The sequence below is a fragment of the uncultured Nostoc sp. genome (assembly GCF_937863485.1).
Classification (GTDB): Bacteria; Cyanobacteriota; Cyanobacteriia; order Cyanobacteriales; family Nostocaceae; genus Nostoc.
In genome coordinates this window covers 19,588-36,620 of record NZ_CALMFY010000219.1, presented here as the reverse complement: position 1 = coordinate 36,620, position 17,033 = coordinate 19,588, and the positions used below count along the sequence as shown (strand labels likewise).

General features: G+C 41.7%; 16 protein-coding genes. 3 read left to right on the top strand and 13 right to left on the bottom strand.

Annotated features, from left to right (window positions below; all coding sequences use genetic code 11):
- Window positions 1–84: 84 nt before the first annotated feature.
- Window positions 85–1,956 carry an ATP-dependent zinc metalloprotease FtsH4 gene (gene ftsH4 / locus Q0541_RS30270; RefSeq protein ID WP_298919908.1) on the bottom strand — a complete coding sequence of 624 codons (1,872 nt, stop codon included), beginning with the start codon at window positions 1,954–1,956 and terminating at the stop codon, window positions 85–87.
- Window positions 1,957–2,048: 92 nt separating this feature from the next.
- Window positions 2,049–2,234: a DUF2949 domain-containing protein gene (locus Q0541_RS30265; RefSeq protein ID WP_273768049.1), complete on the bottom strand. Its 186-nt coding sequence runs from the start codon at window positions 2,232–2,234 to the stop codon at window positions 2,049–2,051.
- 607 nt (window positions 2,235–2,841) lie between these two features.
- On the opposite strand from Q0541_RS30265, the gene Q0541_RS34660 reads away from it, so the two are divergent.
- Window positions 2,842–3,051, top strand: coding sequence for an LCCL domain-containing protein (locus tag Q0541_RS34660; RefSeq protein WP_366941945.1), 210 nt, complete (start codon window positions 2,842–2,844; stop codon window positions 3,049–3,051).
- A 215-nt stretch (window positions 3,052–3,266) separates the two neighbouring features.
- Here the strand turns inward: Q0541_RS34660 and Q0541_RS30260 are convergent, their stop codons facing one another.
- On the bottom strand, window positions 3,267–3,710 hold the full coding sequence (locus Q0541_RS30260; protein ID WP_298919905.1) for a molybdopterin-binding protein: 444 nt from the start codon (window positions 3,708–3,710) through the stop codon (window positions 3,267–3,269).
- A gap of 348 nt (window positions 3,711–4,058) precedes the next feature.
- Here Q0541_RS30260 and Q0541_RS30255 point away from each other — a divergent pair, with 348 nt between their 5' ends.
- Window positions 4,059–4,856, top strand: a complete 798-nt coding sequence (locus Q0541_RS30255; RefSeq protein WP_298919903.1) for a hypothetical protein — start codon at window positions 4,059–4,061, stop codon at window positions 4,854–4,856.
- Between the two features lie 29 nt (window positions 4,857–4,885).
- Here Q0541_RS30255 and Q0541_RS30250 read toward each other — a convergent pair whose 3' ends face one another.
- The 3 genes from Q0541_RS30250 to Q0541_RS30240 all read right to left on the bottom strand — a co-directional run bounded on the left by Q0541_RS30250 (window position 4,886) and on the right by Q0541_RS30240 (window position 5,809).
- Window positions 4,886–4,969 (bottom strand): DUF4351 domain-containing protein, encoded by an 84-nt coding sequence (locus tag Q0541_RS30250; RefSeq protein ID WP_298919959.1) that lies wholly within the window; start codon window positions 4,967–4,969, stop codon window positions 4,886–4,888.
- Window positions 4,942–5,127, bottom strand: a complete 186-nt coding sequence (locus Q0541_RS30245; RefSeq protein WP_298919901.1) for a DUF4351 domain-containing protein — start codon at window positions 5,125–5,127, stop codon at window positions 4,942–4,944. The genes Q0541_RS30250 and Q0541_RS30245 overlap by 28 nt, the downstream gene beginning before the upstream one ends.
- A gap of 127 nt (window positions 5,128–5,254) precedes the next feature.
- Window positions 5,255–5,809, bottom strand: coding sequence for a cupin domain-containing protein (locus tag Q0541_RS30240; protein ID WP_298919899.1), 555 nt, complete (start codon window positions 5,807–5,809; stop codon window positions 5,255–5,257).
- A 289-nt stretch (window positions 5,810–6,098) separates the two neighbouring features.
- Between Q0541_RS30240 and Q0541_RS30235 the strand changes: the two genes are divergently transcribed.
- Entirely contained in the window at window positions 6,099–7,544 is a 1,446-nt protein-coding gene (locus tag Q0541_RS30235) for an FAD-binding domain-containing protein (RefSeq protein ID WP_298919897.1), read from the top strand.
- Window positions 7,545–7,684: 140 nt separating this feature from the next.
- Here the strand turns inward: Q0541_RS30235 and Q0541_RS30230 are convergent, their stop codons facing one another.
- The 7 genes from Q0541_RS30230 to Q0541_RS30200 all read right to left on the bottom strand — a co-directional run bounded on the left by Q0541_RS30230 (window position 7,685) and on the right by Q0541_RS30200 (window position 16,575).
- A complete protein-coding gene (locus Q0541_RS30230; protein WP_298919895.1) occupies window positions 7,685–8,623 on the bottom strand; it encodes an ABC transporter permease in 939 nt (312 codons plus the stop codon).
- A gap of 75 nt (window positions 8,624–8,698) precedes the next feature.
- Entirely contained in the window at window positions 8,699–9,760 is a 1,062-nt protein-coding gene (locus tag Q0541_RS30225; protein ID WP_298919893.1) for an ABC transporter permease, read from the bottom strand.
- A gap of 224 nt (window positions 9,761–9,984) precedes the next feature.
- On the bottom strand, window positions 9,985–11,481 hold the full coding sequence (locus tag Q0541_RS30220; protein ID WP_298919891.1) for an ABC transporter ATP-binding protein: 1,497 nt from the start codon (window positions 11,479–11,481) through the stop codon (window positions 9,985–9,987).
- Window positions 11,482–11,578: 97 nt separating this feature from the next.
- Window positions 11,579–12,634, bottom strand: a complete 1,056-nt coding sequence (locus Q0541_RS30215; protein ID WP_298919889.1) for a BMP family protein — start codon at window positions 12,632–12,634, stop codon at window positions 11,579–11,581.
- A gap of 70 nt (window positions 12,635–12,704) precedes the next feature.
- Window positions 12,705–13,682, bottom strand: coding sequence for a hypothetical protein (locus Q0541_RS30210; protein ID WP_298919887.1), 978 nt, complete (start codon window positions 13,680–13,682; stop codon window positions 12,705–12,707).
- 142 nt (window positions 13,683–13,824) lie between these two features.
- Entirely contained in the window at window positions 13,825–15,045 is a 1,221-nt protein-coding gene (locus Q0541_RS30205) for an MFS transporter (RefSeq protein ID WP_298919885.1), read from the bottom strand.
- Between the two features lie 720 nt (window positions 15,046–15,765).
- Window positions 15,766–16,575 (bottom strand): hypothetical protein, encoded by an 810-nt coding sequence (locus Q0541_RS30200; protein WP_298919883.1) that lies wholly within the window; start codon window positions 16,573–16,575, stop codon window positions 15,766–15,768.
- Window positions 16,576–17,033: the final 458 nt, after the last annotated feature.

The window sequence follows — 17,033 nt, the reverse complement described above, 5'->3', positions numbered from 1 at the left end:
CTTGAGGGGTAGGAACGCAGAGGTTTAATGCAAAAGAACGCAAAGTTTATCTCTGCGTTCCTCTGCGTTTAAAACCTGACTTTCTTAATTATGAAGAGCTACACGTTTAACTTGACTCAGCAGACTGTGCAGTTTTTCCCCTTCAATGACTTCTGTTTCTAGGAGTTGAGTAGCGATCGCTTCTAGCAAGTCTCGATTCTCTCTAAGAATATTTAGGGCTTGTTCGTGGGCTGTTTCCACGATTTCCTTGACTTCGCTATCAATAGCTTTGGATGTGTCTTCACTCACCGCCCGCCGGGGATTAGCCGCACCATTACCCAGGAACATTGGTTGTTGTCCTTGTTGGTAAGCCAGTGGTCCTAAGACTTTGCTCATACCATAGGCTGTTACCATCCGTTCTGCTAAGTCGGTTGCTCGTTGCAAATCGTTGGAAGCACCTGTTGTAATGCTGTTAAACACAATCTCTTCGGCGGAACGTCCTCCTAACAGAGTCGCAATCTGACCGCGTAATTCTTCTTCATTCATCAAAAAGCGGTCTTCAGTAGGTAATTGCAGAGTGTAGCCCAAAGCTGCCATCCCACGGGGAATAATCGAAATCTTTTCTACACGACCGTTTCCTGTTGTTAGCGCCCCTACCATTGCGTGACCAACTTCATGGTATGCAACAATCTTTTTCTCAGTCTCGTTCATCACTCGACTCTTCTTCTCTAAACCGGCGACTACCCGCTCAATTGCTTCGGCAAAGTCTTCTTGAGCAACACTTTCACGGAGATTGCGAGCTGCCAATAATGCCGCTTCATTCACCAAGTTTGCCAAATCTGCGCCAGCAAAACCGGGAGTACGAGTGGCGATCGCTTTTAGATTGACATCATCTCCTAATTTTACCTTTTGAGCGTGAATCTTGAGAATTGCTTCACGATCAGATAAATCGGGACGGTCTACCAATACTTGGCGGTCAAAGCGGCCTGGACGCAGCAATGCCGGGTCTAGTACTTCGGGGCGGTTGGTAGCTGCTAGCACAATTACCGTTGCATCCCCAGCTGCGAACCCATCCATCTCTGTTAGTAATTGGTTGAGGGTTTGTTCCCGCTCATCGTTACCACCGTAGAAGCCGTTACTGCTACGAGACTTACCGATCGCATCTAATTCATCAATGAATACAATACAGGGAGCCTGTTTTTTGGCCTGCTCAAACAAATCCCGCACTCTGGAAGAACCCACACCGACAAACAATTCTACAAACTCCGAACCAGAGATGCTGAAGAATGGAACTCCTGCTTCTCCTGCTACGGCTTTCGCTAAAAGTGTCTTACCTGTACCTGGAGGGCCAACCAACAACACACCTTTGGGAATCCTAGCGCCAATTTGCGTAAAGCGTCCTGGAGTCTTGAGGAAATCCACAATTTCCACTAACTCAGTTTTCGCTTCTTCTACCCCAGCCACATCTGCAAAGGTGATTTTAGCTGATTCACCTTCAACATAAACCTTAGCTTTGCTCTTACCAATGGAGAGAACACCTTGGGGACCACCGCCACCACCACCACGGGCGAGAAAGAACTGCCAAATGCCAATAAAAATCAGTGGTGGAATCACCCAACTCAAGAGGGTTGTAATCCAACTATTCTTAGGTGGAGGTGTAGCTGCGAACTCAATTCCTTTTTGTTCTAGCAGTTTGGGTAACTCTAAATCGAAGATTGGTGTAGTTGAAAACACCTGGCCCGGCTCGGCATTTTCTGTTTTTAGTTGGTAAAGGATCTGGTTTTGACCAACAGAAACGCGGCTGACTTCCCCTTCCTGTACTTGATGAATAAATAGGCTATAGGGAACGCCAGCAGGACCAGAAGCAAATAAACCAGGCAAAAATAAATTTAAGAGCAGGAATAGCCCTGATACTGCCAACAATATATTAGCGATGATCCGAAACCGAGGTGACTTAGGCTGTTCTTTAATTGCCATAAATGTTGTTACCAATCCTTAGAATGAAAACTGTTGAGAATGTGACTTTCTGGGAAAGTCGGCATATTTGCCATCTGAATAGTTGAAGCAGCTTATACTGTTTCCAACCAATCAAAAATTTGGGCTAACTGATCCAGTGTTACCAGCCCATACTGCCAAAGGGTCATGGCTAGAAAGTTGGGGGTCTGCTCACAATGTCGCAAACCAAGAGAAATTGCTCCACTAGAAATACCCAACTCTTCCTCTAAAAAATGCACCAATTGATCTGTAGCTTTCATAGTAATGTTAAACAATGTTAAATAAGTCTTATTTCTGAGAGAGCTTGACTTGTGTGATGTAATGTCCAAGCTGCATCACAAAGTTGTTCAGTTTGTCTTGATCGTCAAGGATACTACCACTTCTCATAAATTCTCCTGTTTAGCAATGTTTGCAGTCTTTTTTTATTTATGTAACTAAACTTAACAATTAAATTAATCTTTGGGAACTAACGAGCAAATACGGTTTACCGTACTCAAAGAATTAAAATCACTCGAAATGAGAGAAAACGCAGAGATTGGAGACGTAAAGATAAATTACCGTGTGATGTTCATTTTTCACCAATGATTTCTATCTTTAGATAGATATATACACAATCTGGAAAGTAATGTGTTTATGACGGGTTGTTCAGTGACGTAAAAACTTTACCAGAATTACACCTAGCATATTGACACTGGTTAGATATTCAAATGAATATCTAATTAAGTCGGTGAACAAAATTCAATGTATATGAAGAAATATAAATTGGAAGTAGAAGTAGGGTGTGTTATGCCGTAGGCTAACGCACCTTGAATTGTTGACGGTGCGGCGCTTGGCGACAACGCAATGCCCTTCTCCTGACGGGGTTATATTTACAAGGTATGGGGCACTGACGTTTATACCGACGATTCCTCAATTTGCAATGCGGCTGTACATGCCGGACTAATCACAATTAGAAATGGCGGACAAGTGAGAATTAGAATTCGTCCGGGAGCAGGGTCTTACTATGGGACAACTCGTAATGGAGTGAACAGCCGAAACTACGGTAGTTGGGGAGGAAGTTTTATTTTTGTTAGATGATGACTATTCAGTAGTTTACTAGAAAATTCCTATGGCAAACAACGGCTTTGCCTTAGAACATAAAAATTAAATTGTTGAAATAACCGTGTTCATTATAGCTTTCACAAAGCTATTAAACAAAATATAATCAATTGATCTTGCAGTTTTCCAAAATTAAAAATGTTAGTGAGGAAACTTCATCCTCTTAATATCCAACGCCAAAAATCAATGTTTTTTTATTCTCTGGCAATCACAATATCGTTAGACTTAATCACTGCATAAGCTTCTTTTCCTTCAGATAGTTCCAACTCTTCTGCGGAAGCTCTGGTGATAATAGAGGTTAATTCTACTTTATGAATAATCTCTAGAGTCACCTCACTATTAACTGCTCCATAAATAACTCGTTTAACAACACCTTTAAGAATATTGCGAGAGCTAACTTTTAGTGATTTCTTTTGAATAGTACTTTCTGTCTCAGGTTTTTGAGTGTAAGTATCTTCCTGTTTTTCCTGTTGACTTGGTGGTGAGATTGGTGCTGGTGAGTGCTGATTGAGACTACGCACGAGTTCCCGCAGAATCTCAGTCTTGGTACGTTGAGACTGTTCACAAAACTCCTCCAGAATCTTCCGCTCGTCCTCTGAGGTTTGAAATGTGACCCATCCCTGTTCTTTTCTTGGCATAATAATATTATCAATTTTGGCTATCTTGGTAAAATTCTAGCAAGTATCAATTCAACATGTCGTTTTAGTAATAACATTTTTTTTGTCAGAATTTTCGACATTTTTAGCGAAAATTAACCAACTAATCTGATACAGATAAGTAGATAAATATTTTTTTTGTAGGTGGAAAATATTTTGTTACTTAAGAATGTCTAACGTCACTACATCAATACCAACTATGATGGTATAAGATTGGACTATGGTATTTGTTGAGATAGCGATGCGTACACAATGATAATCTGGCAGAAAAAACCGTTGGCGATCGCGTGAGTGCCATAGGATTATTTAACGTGAGTTCACAGCAGGGGGATGAAACACCTAAAATCGCGTTCTCAAGACCTGCGGAGTTTATTTGAGAACAATATCACCATTGAATACGTGGCAGAACCCCTCAAATCTATGTCAGCAGATGCGGAGGTGAAAAAAGTGCTGCATTGGATGCAGGCACAAAATTTTGATGTTATCGGCGTTGAGACGGGAGATATTATTAGCGGTTATGTAGAACGCTCTAGTTTGATTCAAGGTAAAGAAGGCAAGTGTAGCGACTATCAACGAGTGTTTCATCCAAAAGAACTAATTGCCATTTCTACCCCACTTATAAAGTTGTTACCAATTTTGCAACAAACTCCGCGATTGTTTGTCTTGGACTGCAATCAGGTAAGTGGGATTGTTACCTGTGGCGACTTGCAGAAAGCACCCGCGCGAATGCTATTGTTTGGCTTGGTGACGCTACTAGAAATGAATTTGCTGCGGCTAGTGCGGATTTACTATCCCCAAGATTCTTGGCAAAAAATCCTCAAACCTGAACGCTTAGAAGTTGCTCAACGGCTATGGCGAGAGAGCCAAGAAAGAAACGAAGCTACCGATTTGTTAGATTATTTGCAATTTTGTGATAAGCGAGAGTTGATTTTAAATCAACCAGAACTTCTCCAGCAACTGGGACTAAAGTCCAAGCGGTTTGGCGAACGCTTCCTCAAGTCTGCGGAACAGTTGCGAAATCGATTAGCTCACGCCCAAAATTTAGTTAGTGGTTCCTCTTGGACAGAGTTAATTTCTTTAGCAGAGGCGATGGAAACGCTATTAATTCGCTGTGAAGAAGTTGAGTGAAAGGGTCAGTTTTCTTTAATACTATTGAACTAGCTTGTTAAATCCGCTGCTGTTGAGAAATCTAATAGCGCCTCGCTTAAATCCTCTAATTGAGTAAGAGATAATGCTTCAATCTGCGATGTCTACGACGGGCTACTCGGCGTCGCAATTCTGGAGCAACTATACCAATTCGCCGAGGAAGTAGGCGCATGACTACTGATAACGCCTCTTCTCGTTTCCCCTGCTCAATTCCTTGTCTAATAATTCTTTGATAGACTACAGATTCCTGCATAAGCTCCTCTCGCAATAAGCTGCTGATTAAATTGTTGTCATATTTTAACCCTGCAAGCAACTGAGTACAGTTTAAAGTCGAAGCACTAAGTAAGAAATATCACAGTTTGCAATCATAAAATTGAGCTTTAATGCGGCTTTTTGAGCGAATCATTCACTTGAGTTCCTGTATAATTTGGAACCCAACCTTCGGCGATTGCAAAATAGCGTACTGCTTTGAAATTCAACGATGCAGTTGGGCTGCACCAATGCTCAACGCCGGCGGGGATATAGAGATAGTCTTGTGCCTGAACTAAAAGCTGTACCTGGCTGCCATCAGGTCGCACGAAACCATAGATCATCTCTCCTGCCAACACATAGAGGGGTTCAGCCGCAGGATGAGTGTGGTAACGACCGTAGGTTGCTATCAGGTGGTGAAGATTGAAGGAACCTGGATGCACATTTAGCAAATCACACCAGAGAGCGCCATTTTCTTGCTGAATAAATTCAAAGACGCTGTTATGGAGTTCTACACAATAACGTTTCTCAGACTCCGTTAAAACGTCCTGGTCTAGCAGGTTGGGGAAGAGGAGCGATGTTCCTGGATCGTAGTGTCTGAGTTGAATGCCAAGAGGGGCAAGTTCACGAGCTATTTCGCCTAAATCACTCTCAATTGTGCCGTCGTCAAGTAGTAGGTTAGCCATGACAAAAAGACTAATTAACTGTTAACAAGAGTATACTCAACTTTAAGCTAAAAAGCCACTATTCCCGATTGACAAACCGGGGTTTAATTTCTTCGTGACTTTTGACTTTTGACTTCCCCGTTCGCGCAGCGTCCCGTAGGGAAGGGGCTGACTCCTGTCAATTCACTCCCCATTACCCCTTATTCCTAGAGAAACCTTCCCCATTTACAGAATAAATTTATCGCCAGAATGATGCTCATTGGTACCACTAGCATCTAAGCTAGTACGGGTGAACTATATCCAGTATGGAATGTCTGACTTAATTCTGTTTTGGCATCGGCGCGATTTACGCATTTCTGACAATACGGGACTGGCTACGGCAAAACAGCAGAGTCCGAAAGTGGTGGGCGTGTTTTGCCTTGATCCGAATATTCTGGAACGGGATGATGTCGCTCCTGTGAAAATAACTTATATGATTGGCTGTTTGGAGAAACTCCAAGAGCGATATGCCCAAGTTGGTAGCCAGTTATTAATACTCCACGCCAATCCTATACAAGCGATACCAGCTTTAGCAGAGGCAATAAATGCCAAAGCTGTTTTTTGGAATTGGGATGTAGAACCTTATTCGCAAGAACGCGATCGCACCGTTATAAATGCCCTCAAAGAAAAAGGTATTCAGTTTCTTAATCAAAACTGGGATCAAATCCTCAACTCCCCAGATGAGTTACGCACCGGTGGTAACAGTCCTTACACGGTTTACACCCCCTTCTGGAAAAATTGGATTAGCAAGCCGAAGGCTCAACCAGTAGAAACACTGCAAAATGTTGAGGGGTTAACGGCAGCTGAACAGGAAATTGCAAAACTTGCAGGAGCGATCACATTACCTTCAGCGAAAGATTTAGGATTTATTTGGGATGGAGAATTGATTATTCCACCCGGAGAGGCGGCGGCGCAAGAACGGCTAGAGGAATTTAGTGCTAAAGCGATTACTGAATACCAAGAACAGCGCAATTTTCCCGCAGTTCATGGAACATCGCAACTGAGTGCAGCTTTTAAATTTGGCGTAATTGGCATTCGCACCGTTTGGCAAGCCACCATAGAAGCCCAAGAAAACAGCCGTAGTGAGGAAACAGCAGTTAATATTCGCACATGGCAACAGGAATTAGCTTGGCGAGAGTTTTATCAACATGCAATGTATAACTTTCCCGAATTGGCTGATGGTGCTTTCCGTGACACCTTCAAAAACTTTCCTTGGGAAACTAACGAAGAATATTTCCAAGCTTGGTGTGAGGGGAGAACAGGCTACCCGATTGTAGATGCAGCAATGCGCCAGTTAAACGAAAGTGGCTGGATGCACAACCGTTGTCGGATGATTGTTGCCAGTTTCCTCACCAAAGACTTGCTAATTAATCCCCAATTGGGAGAAAAATACTTTATGCAAAAGTTGATTGATGGGGATTTATCTGCCAATAATGGCGGTTGGCAATGGAGTGCTTCTAGCGGCATGGACCCCAAACCTGTGCGGATTTTCAACCCAGCCAGTCAAACACAAAAATTCGATCCAGAGGGGGAATATATTCGGCAATGGGTATCAGAATTGCGGTCTGTAGATCCAGAATATTTAGTTACTGGTAAAATTCCACCTTTAGAACGTCATGCTGTTGGCTATCCTGATCCAATCGTGGATCATAAAATACAACAACAGCAGTTTAAACTGCGTTATCAACAGCAAAAAACCGTTAGTAGAAGTGATTGAGATAACTTTTGACAGATGGTTGAAAGGTGATGTTACTTTCTTGCCGTTAGATCAGGGGTCAGCCCCTTCCCTACGAGACGCTCTTGCGTTCGGGGAAGTCAAAAGTCAAAAGTCAAAAATATTCGTCGAAGGAACGTTTTTTAGTCTGAGTGGCGATTTTCTCCAAAGTAGGGAGTACCTAAAGCTTTAGGGGGTGTAGATTTTCCCAACTTACCCACTAATGCCAATAAAGCGATCGCATAAGGTAGCATTACTAAAAATTGGTAAGGTATATTTGCCCCTAGTGCCTGAATTCGCAGTTGTAAAGCTTCTGTAGCCCCAAATAGCAAACAAGCCAAAGCACTACCAAAAGGATGCCATCTGCCAAAAATTAATGCTGCGATCGCAATAAATCCCTTCCCAGCACTCATCCCCTCGGCAAAAAATCTTACCTGTACCAGAGTTAAATAAGCACCTCCTAAACTCGCAAGAGTGCCACTAATCACCACAGCGATATAACGGACAGTTTGTACCGAAATTCCAGCCGTGTCAGCAGCTTGAGGAGATTCTCCTACTGCTCGCAATGTCAGTCCAAAGCTAGTTTTAAATAAAATGTATGTAGTTAAAATAACTAGTATAAATAATAAATATACTAAAATATCTTCTTGAAATAGTAGTGGCCCAATCAGGGGAATATTGGCTAAACCAGGAATAATAATTGCCCCGATTCCAGGTAACTGCTGTGTACTACTGCCATTAAAGACTAACCGGGCCAAAAACGATGTTAACCCAGATGCGACAAGATTAATTGCTAGTCCAGACACCAATTGATCGACACGCAAAGTTACACATAAAACAGCATGGAGTAATCCGACTAATCCCCCAGCAATTAAGGAAGCAAGGATACCAAGCCAGGGATTTCCAGTGGAGAAAGTGGCAGCAGCACTAGTAAAAGCACCAGTAAGCAACATCCCTTCCAAGGCGATATTTAACACCCCCGACCGTTCTGAGTACAATCCTCCAAGGGCAGCAAATCCCAAGGGGACAGCTAGACGCAAAGTAGCTACCAAGTAATCAGAGAAGAAGTTGAGATTATTCATAAAGTTATTTTTAAACGCAGAGGTTCGCAGAGGGAAGCGCAAAGTTTCGCAGAGTTTTGTCTGTGTTATTCTGCGTTAAACATTTGCACTTTTCTGGGTTTTTACTCTGATCTCTCTTTCGATTGCGAAACTGATAGCAATAAACAACACCATAAAACCCTGAATCGCATAAACCACAGTTACCGGCACACCTGCACTACGCTGCATCACATTCGCACCACTACGAAGCGCCGCAAAAAACAAAGAAGTCAATACTACACCGACAACACTACCACGACTTAAAAAAGCGATCGCAATGGCATCAAATCCATAACCTGGTGAAACTTGTTCAAATAGCCGATATTTCAACCCCATCACCTCACAACTCCCAGCCAACCCAGCTAAACCACCCGCAGCCGCCATCACCAGCATAATAGTACGTTCAACAGATATGTGGGCATAACGGGCGGCAATTGGGTTAAATCCCACTGCCATAATTTGATAACCTAGAGGCGATCGCACTAACAATACCCATAAAATACCTGCGGTAATTAAAGCTAATAAAATACCTGCATGGGCGAGGCTTTGTGGTAATATAATCGCTAAACGGGATGTTTTGGCAATTAATGGCGAATAAGGACTAGGCGCACCTGCTGCCATTAATGGATTTTGTACGAGGTAGCTAACTAAATTCACGGCGATATAGTTGAGCAACAACGTAGTAATTACCTCATTCACTCCGCGCATTGCTTTGAGATAACCAGGAATCCAACCCCAAACTGCACCAAAGAAAAATCCTGCCAAAAGTGCTAAGGGGATATGAATCACCGCAGGTAATCCTTGCACATATAACCCAATTAAAGTACTTCCCAATGCACCCAGATAAATTTGTCCTTCCCCACCGATATTGAATTGCCTAGCCCGCAATGCTACTAACACGCCTAAACTGGTGAACAATAGCGGTGTCATTTTGGTGAGGGTGTTACCAAATCCAAAGTAGGTAGAGAGAGATTCTTGAAATAAGATGCTGTATGCAGTGATGGGATTTGCCCCAGCAATTAGCATCAGGATAGCACCGACGATCAGGGCGGAGGCAATCGCAATTATCGGTGATAGTATGGGCAGCAATCTTGGATGAATCCGATTAATTAGTGTCATTTATATCTCATTTTTTTTATTCCTATGAATCCCAGCACACCTCTGTACTGGGGCATAACTGGGAATATAGAAAATTGCATTTTGAAACTTTCCTGAAGCGATCGCCTTCTGTGCATTTATCAATAAACCTCATCATGAGTACCAATATCGATTAGCACTGCAATTGCTGCTTTCACTCCAGGATCAATTTTGCTATACAAGTTTTTCATTTATTACCTCTGTAATTAGACTCCAAAAAGATTTGGTATTTTATTCCCTATTTGTCCTCCAGCCATTAACAAACCAATTTCTTCCACTGTCGCCGTCTGTGCATCCAAAATAGCCACAAACTCACCTCTGTAGATTACGGCAATGCGATCGCTCATTGTCATCACTTCTTCTAACTCAGTAGAAATATACAAAATTGCGGCACCGCGATCGCGTTCTGTTAATATTCGAGAATGGACGGCTGCTGTCGCCCCTACATCTAACCCTCTTGTGGGTTGCATGGCGATAATTAAAGCTGGTGTTTGCGCCAGTTCTCGCGCTAACACCACTTTTTGTTGATTTCCTCCCGAAAGCTGACTTACCTTGATATCAATCCCATTCGCCCGAATATCAAACTCTTGCATTGCAGCTTGGGCACGATTGGCGATCGCTTCTTGTTGTAACAAAAAACGGCGACAAAATGGCAGATATTTAAAAGCTTTTAAAATCAAGTTTTGGGCGATGCTAAATTGCAACACCAATCCCATTGTCTGCCTATCTTCTGGGATGTAGCCTACTAAGAAATGGTTGTGTGTAAACTCAATTTTACCCTGCTTAATAGTCCGCAAAAGAGCAATCGCATCAGCTAATTCTCGCTGTCCATTCCCATCGACACCAGCAATTCCTAAAATTTCCCCCGCCCGCAGTTCAAAAGATACATTATTTATAGCAGGAATATTTCTTTGATCAGCAATTTGTAAATTTTGCACCGACAGGATGATTTCTCCTGGTAATCTAGGACTTTTATTTAACTGTAAACCTACTTCCTGTCCTACCATTAATGTTGCTAACTGCTGAGGTGTGGCTGCTGAAGTTGATGTTGTTGCTACTACCTTTCCCTGGCGCAAAACTGTTACTGAATCGCAGAGATTCATTACCTCTTCTAATTTATGACTGATAAAAATAATTGTGTTGCCTGCGGCTGCCAATTGGCGCAAGATAACAATTAATGATTTTACTTCTGGGGGTGTCAAAACTGCTGTAGGTTCATCAAGAATCAACAATTTGGCTCGACGGTAGAGAACTTTGAGAATTTCTACGCGTTGTTGTGCCCCAACAGATAAGTTTTCAACTTTGGCAGTGGGGTCAATTTCTAATCCATAAGCTTGGGATAATGCGGCGATTTCTTGCTGTTTATATTGTAGATTCAGCCGCCAAGTTTTCTCTGTTCCTAAAATAATATTTTCTGTGACAGTCAATTGGGGTACAAGCATGAAGTGTTGGTGAATCATGCCAATACCGAGTTTAATTGCCTCATTTGGTGAGGTAATTTTTATTGGTTGTTCTTGAAGGTAAATCTGACCAGCATCAGGTTGATAGAGTCCACTAATAATATTCATTAAAGTACTCTTGCCTGCACCATTTTCGCCTAGTATTGCATGAATGGTTCCAGATGCAACAGAGAGACTGATATTGTCGTTAGCAAGAAAAGAACCAAAGCGTTTGGTAATATTTTTTAAGCGTAAATAGTTCATGCTCACAAAAATGATAGCTCGGAGTCAGGACTTCAGCCCAAATTTTAGGACTATAGTCCTGACTAGGAAAATTTTTTAAGATATCTGGATGCTAAACCTATGTTGTTTTCTTCACGCAGCGTGTATCCTTACCAGCCTCTTTGCAGTCTTCAAAAACGATTTTTTTATTAACAATCTCTTGCTTTGCATTCAATACCCTTTGTTTAACTGCCTCCGGTATGATTGCCCCGAATTTTCCTAGAAATAATATATCTGTTTTTTCTAGCCCAATTGTATATATTTGTCCTTTGATTTGTTTTTGTTTAGCTAATTCTGCTATATATGCTATGGCTAAATCTAAGCGTTTGACAGCGCTGGTTAAGACAGCTTTTGGTGCAACGTCTAATTGATCATTTGTGTTACCAAAAGCATATACCCCTTTTTCACCTGCTGTTTGTAAGACGGCGGCTGAGGCATTATCTAACCATTGATAGATGACATCAGCACCGGAAGAAATTAATGCGATAGTCGCTTCCTTGGCTTTGGCAACATCATTCCAATCACCCGTAAAAGTAGAAATAATTTGGATATTTGGTTTAACAGACTTTGCCCCTAATTCAAATCCCCGCAGTTCTCCCTCGGTAGCGGGAAACTTCTCTCCAGCAATATAAGCTAATTTATTAGATTTAGTGACAGAAGCACCGATAATGCCACACAAATAACTAGCTTGTAGGTGATCTATTCGTAAAGAAGCAATATTCTCACCTTTGAGATTACCATTTACTCCAACAAAAAATGTGTTGGGGAACTGTGAGGCAACTTGTTCAATTGCGGCATCAAATTGTCCGCCATGCGCGAAGATAAGATTGTAGTCTTTACGAGCAAAATCTGTTAATACTTCTGTTTGATCTGCTTGTGCTACTTTTTCTACATAGGCGGTTTCTGCACCTAGCTTTTGTTTTGCTAGATTAATACCTTCATAACCAGATTGATTCCAGGCTTTGTCGGTAATCATTCCAGGGAGAGCGCTCGCTATTTTAAACCCTTTAGCACCACCCGTTGTTGTCGCTGTTGGTGTCGTCGGCTTACTACTGCAAGCTTGCACCAGTAAGCTGGTACTAAACGCCGCTGAACCAAACAAGATAAATTCACGCCGACTAAAGTTTGTTGTCATACCTCGCCTTCAGATAAATAGCTATTTTGCAATGACTGTGGGAACCATAACTAATTAGCCGGACATAATGTTACCTCTTGACAGGTAAACGAGAAATTGTCCATAAGATCAGCAGGAAGATTAAGTAAATTGCCCCAACCAGCCCAAACTCAATTAGAGGAATATAGGTTACTTCGTAAATTCTGCCCAAGCCGCGTTCAGTCAGTCCATAAATGGCCAGTACACTCACTAAAAAGGCACCGTAGATAGTACGTTTAGTCGAGATACCCACAGGTAGACCGTGAAGTTGAGTAAGCACCAGAATGCCAAGAAAACCAAAGAGAAATGTTGGCCACTTGCTTTGTCCTAGCATCAACGACACAACGACACTGTGTAAAAGCACTGTAATTTCCAAAGTGAATGTCCACCAACGGTTTACATGGGTGCGGTTAAAGATCAATGACGATTGCAGCAGAAGCAAGAACATATAGAGAAAACCAATTAAGTGCCCCAAAGTCGCTTCCATTGGATGATACCAGAAGGTGTAGATAGCGGCAAAGGAGAAAAAGTAGCCGTGGTACAGCTTGATAATTTGCAAAAACTGTTGATGGAATGGAACAGAATTGCCGAAAAACAAACCGCGTCGAGGCGTTTCTAAAATCAGTACGAAGACCAGTAGGAGTACAACCGCACCTTGGGAAGCCCAAATTGAAGTATCTTGAGCTAGAGCATCGTACCAAATATAGGTCTGGAGAAAGTGTAAAGCGATGAATGCACCATTAATGGCAAGCATAAGGTAATTAATCGGGTGCAACGCTGATTTGTATTTCAACTGCGATCGCTGCGCCCACAAGATACACGCCCAGATGCTAAACTGATGCCCAAGGTACATGACCCAAGCTGTCGCTCGACTCCAAAAGGTCGGATTGGGAAGCTTCCAGTAGTACCAGTTTAATCCTTGATCAGGAAGTTTGATGATGCTTGCAGGAATGCTCCCACCGATCCAAATTGCATAGGTGAGGAGGATGCTTACAAAGATGCCTAAAAACAATACTCGGCGACCTGTCATACTAATTTTAGATTTTAGATTTTAGATTTTAGATTTGGGATTAAAAGTCTTTAGTACAAGGCTGTTCAAAAAATTATTAAGCTTGGTTATCAAAGTTTTCTGAATCCTGAATCCTTACCTTTTTACTTTGAAACCAGGATTTTCAGGCGACACGTTCTGTCTTTGATTCAGATGCGTTTTTAGTCACTCGTAAACTAAGAGTCAAAGCTACTAGCACTATTAAAGATCCACTCAAAAAAGGAGCAGAACTCCCAAATTTCATAAAACTAGCCCCTGCCCACGTTGGCCCACCAATGCGTGCCAACGCAGAGCAAGAACTGGCAATTCCTAATATTTGTCCTTGTTCTTCTGGGGGTGTCATCTGGGAAATCAGGCTGTTCAATATTGGTTGACTGACACTAATTCCCCATGCTACAAGCGTGCTGGACACCAACAATAAAGTTAAGCTTTGTGAGAATCCAATTAGCAGTAATCCTAAACCTAACCCTAATATCCCCAAGGTAAGTAACTTTATTTCACCCAAGTATTTCTTGAGGAATCCGATCAGTCCTCCTTGAATGATTGTGCTGACAATCCCCATGAAGGCAAAAAGATAACTAGTTTGTTGAGGGCCCCAGTTTAATTGCTGCTTAGACCATAAAGCCAATGTCGAGTCCATAGCCGCAACAGCAAAGGTTACTGAAAAGTAGATGCCAAGAAGCATACAGAACTGTGGACGCTGTGACAGATGTAGCAAGTTCAGCCTTCGCTGACGGTAGCGATCAGCTTTGATTTTGGCTTTAGTCTCAAAATTTAGAGATTCTGGAAGTAACATCAAAGCACAAAGCAATGCCAATAAAGATAATCCGGCTGCGAACAACGAGGGTAGATGGAAGTTAGCGTTGTCCGCATCAGACCCAATCAAAAGACCTCCAATCGCTGGGCCAAGAATGAAGCCAAGACCAAAAGCTGCTCCGATTATGCCCATGCCACGAGCTCGATTAATTGGCGTGGTAATATCTGCTATGTATGCTTGAGCAGTAGCAATATTCCCTGCCATAATCCCGGCAAGACTACGAGCAATAAACAAAATCCATAATGAGTTGGCAAAGCCTAACCCAGCGTATGCAATTACAGAACCTAATAAAGTAAGTAATAAAATCGGACGACGACCGTAGCGATCGCTAAAACTACCCCATAATGGTGCAAATAAGAACTGCATTAAAGAATAAATAGCTATAAGTAGAGTCGCTTCATTAGGTTTTGCGCCGAATTGTTCAGCATACAAAGGTAGTATCGGCAGGATAATTCCGAAGCCCAGCAAGTCTATAAATACAGTTAAAAATAAGACGAATATAGCCCTGCTATTATTTGTACTCTCCATAAATGCAATTCCATTTTCTAAAAAATATGTGTAACTTAGATTAGTTTTATGGACATTAGGGAACACTTAATAATAAAGATTCCATTGAATGCAACCAGTAATCAGTTCAAGCAAAATGCATTAATTTGAGTGTGGTTGAGCAAAATAGCGTGGAACAAACCTATGATAAAAATCAAGCCAATAATACTACTAATGAAAGCAACTATGAACTCGTGCTTCCGTATAGCTTTTTGGATCTTAGCGTCTATAATGCTTTCTAATTCTTTGTATGACATTGACTTTAATTTGGCTAAAGATAAGAGTTATGTGGAACTTACGTCTGACAGAAGTTTGAGTATGTCCGAAACCTCGAACTTATTCAATGAAAGCTATTTCTTCAACGTTGTGGGAGTGTCAAAATAATTCGTAATTGATAATGACGCTTGCGGACTCGCTATCGGTACTCTAACGTAATTCGTAATTACAATCAGTGTTAGGCGATTTCCGGAAAATAAATTACCCGATAGACCGATTGAGTCAGTTCTGATTCTCTGCTGGGAAAAAGACTGTTCTAACTGGCCTGGTAATTTCTTATTCAGAAATAAATGTCCTTAGTTCTGGACTCATCACTGATAGCGACACGAAAAAGGCAGTTCGCTTATCCCAATGGGAAAGCAAGCTAGTAAGAGCGTCTCATAGAGAGATTTTGGTCTGGGCTGCTGTACACCCTTCAATTACAAATTAGTAATTATTTGGCCAAGTGCGTTGGCGTAGTTTCAAAACAGCACCTGAAATACCAAAAGCTAATATCGCCAAGGTATAAGTTGGTTCGGGAACTGCAAGAATACTTAACTGATTAATGGCCAAACCGTATTGTGGCTCAGAACTGCTAAAAACGAGTCGCGAAATGTTTGGAGTATCACTACGAATCCCCAAGAACACTGCCGAATTATCTAATGCTAATGACGAAGTACTTAGAACGGAGAAACTACCCAACAGGTTATTGGTGTTATCAAAAGCGGTGATAAAAGTTTCAACTTCTAAATTACTAATGTCTACAGCTATCTGAGCACCAGCGCCAAGAACTGGCTGGGCAAAACTAATGCTAAATGGTCCTCCATTCCCCTGAGGACGAGGATCAGGAACACCAGGAGGAAGAGGTTGAAAACCTGTTGGATCTATACCTCCGAAGAGAACAAAATCTCCTTGAGCGAAGTTAGTCCGAATGCCAGGTGAAGGTAAAGTTTGAAAGACAAACGGTGGAGTAATCTGAGGGTTATTAGTTGGAGCTATATTTATATCTAACCCTAAACCACCTTGTGATCTTGCTAAAAAAGAGTTAGGTAAAAAAGTATAAAAGTCAGGAGCGGAGGGATTGAATACTTTACCTAAACTTCCCCAATCGACTTGATCATTGCTTCCCAAAACAGCGCGATCAGTTACTAAAAATGTAGCTGCTTTAACTGGTAATGAAAGAAGCGTTATTATAGCTGTGATTGCTGGTAGATATTTGACAGATAACTTAAATAATTGATTGCTCGTAAAGGCCACAAGCCTTCCTCCTTAATTTTATAGAAAAATATCATCAAAATACAATAATTCAACACCGAGGATGAGGCAATGCATTGCTCTGGTTGAGATAGTTGTTCGCGTAGCGTCTTTGACAGGAGAAGCAACTGCTATATTCAACAGTTATGTTGCCAAAACTTCTTGAGGGCTAGGTGGTGAGAGTTGACATTCATACTTTTACCAGCCTAATCCCATTTTTACAACACAACTTTTACCCTGAGGTACAAAGACAATTACTTGTGTCTGTATCACTGACCAGGAAAGTTATTAGCAGAGATAGTTTCAGCTTACAGGTCAGCTGTGGCAGATACCCCAGGCAAAGATTGGGACACATCTAAGTAGTAGTGCAAAATTAAATATACATTTGTCATTGTGAATGAATTGAAGTGAAATAAAGGAATCGCAAGGGTTTGGGATTGCTTCGCTACATTAATGGACAT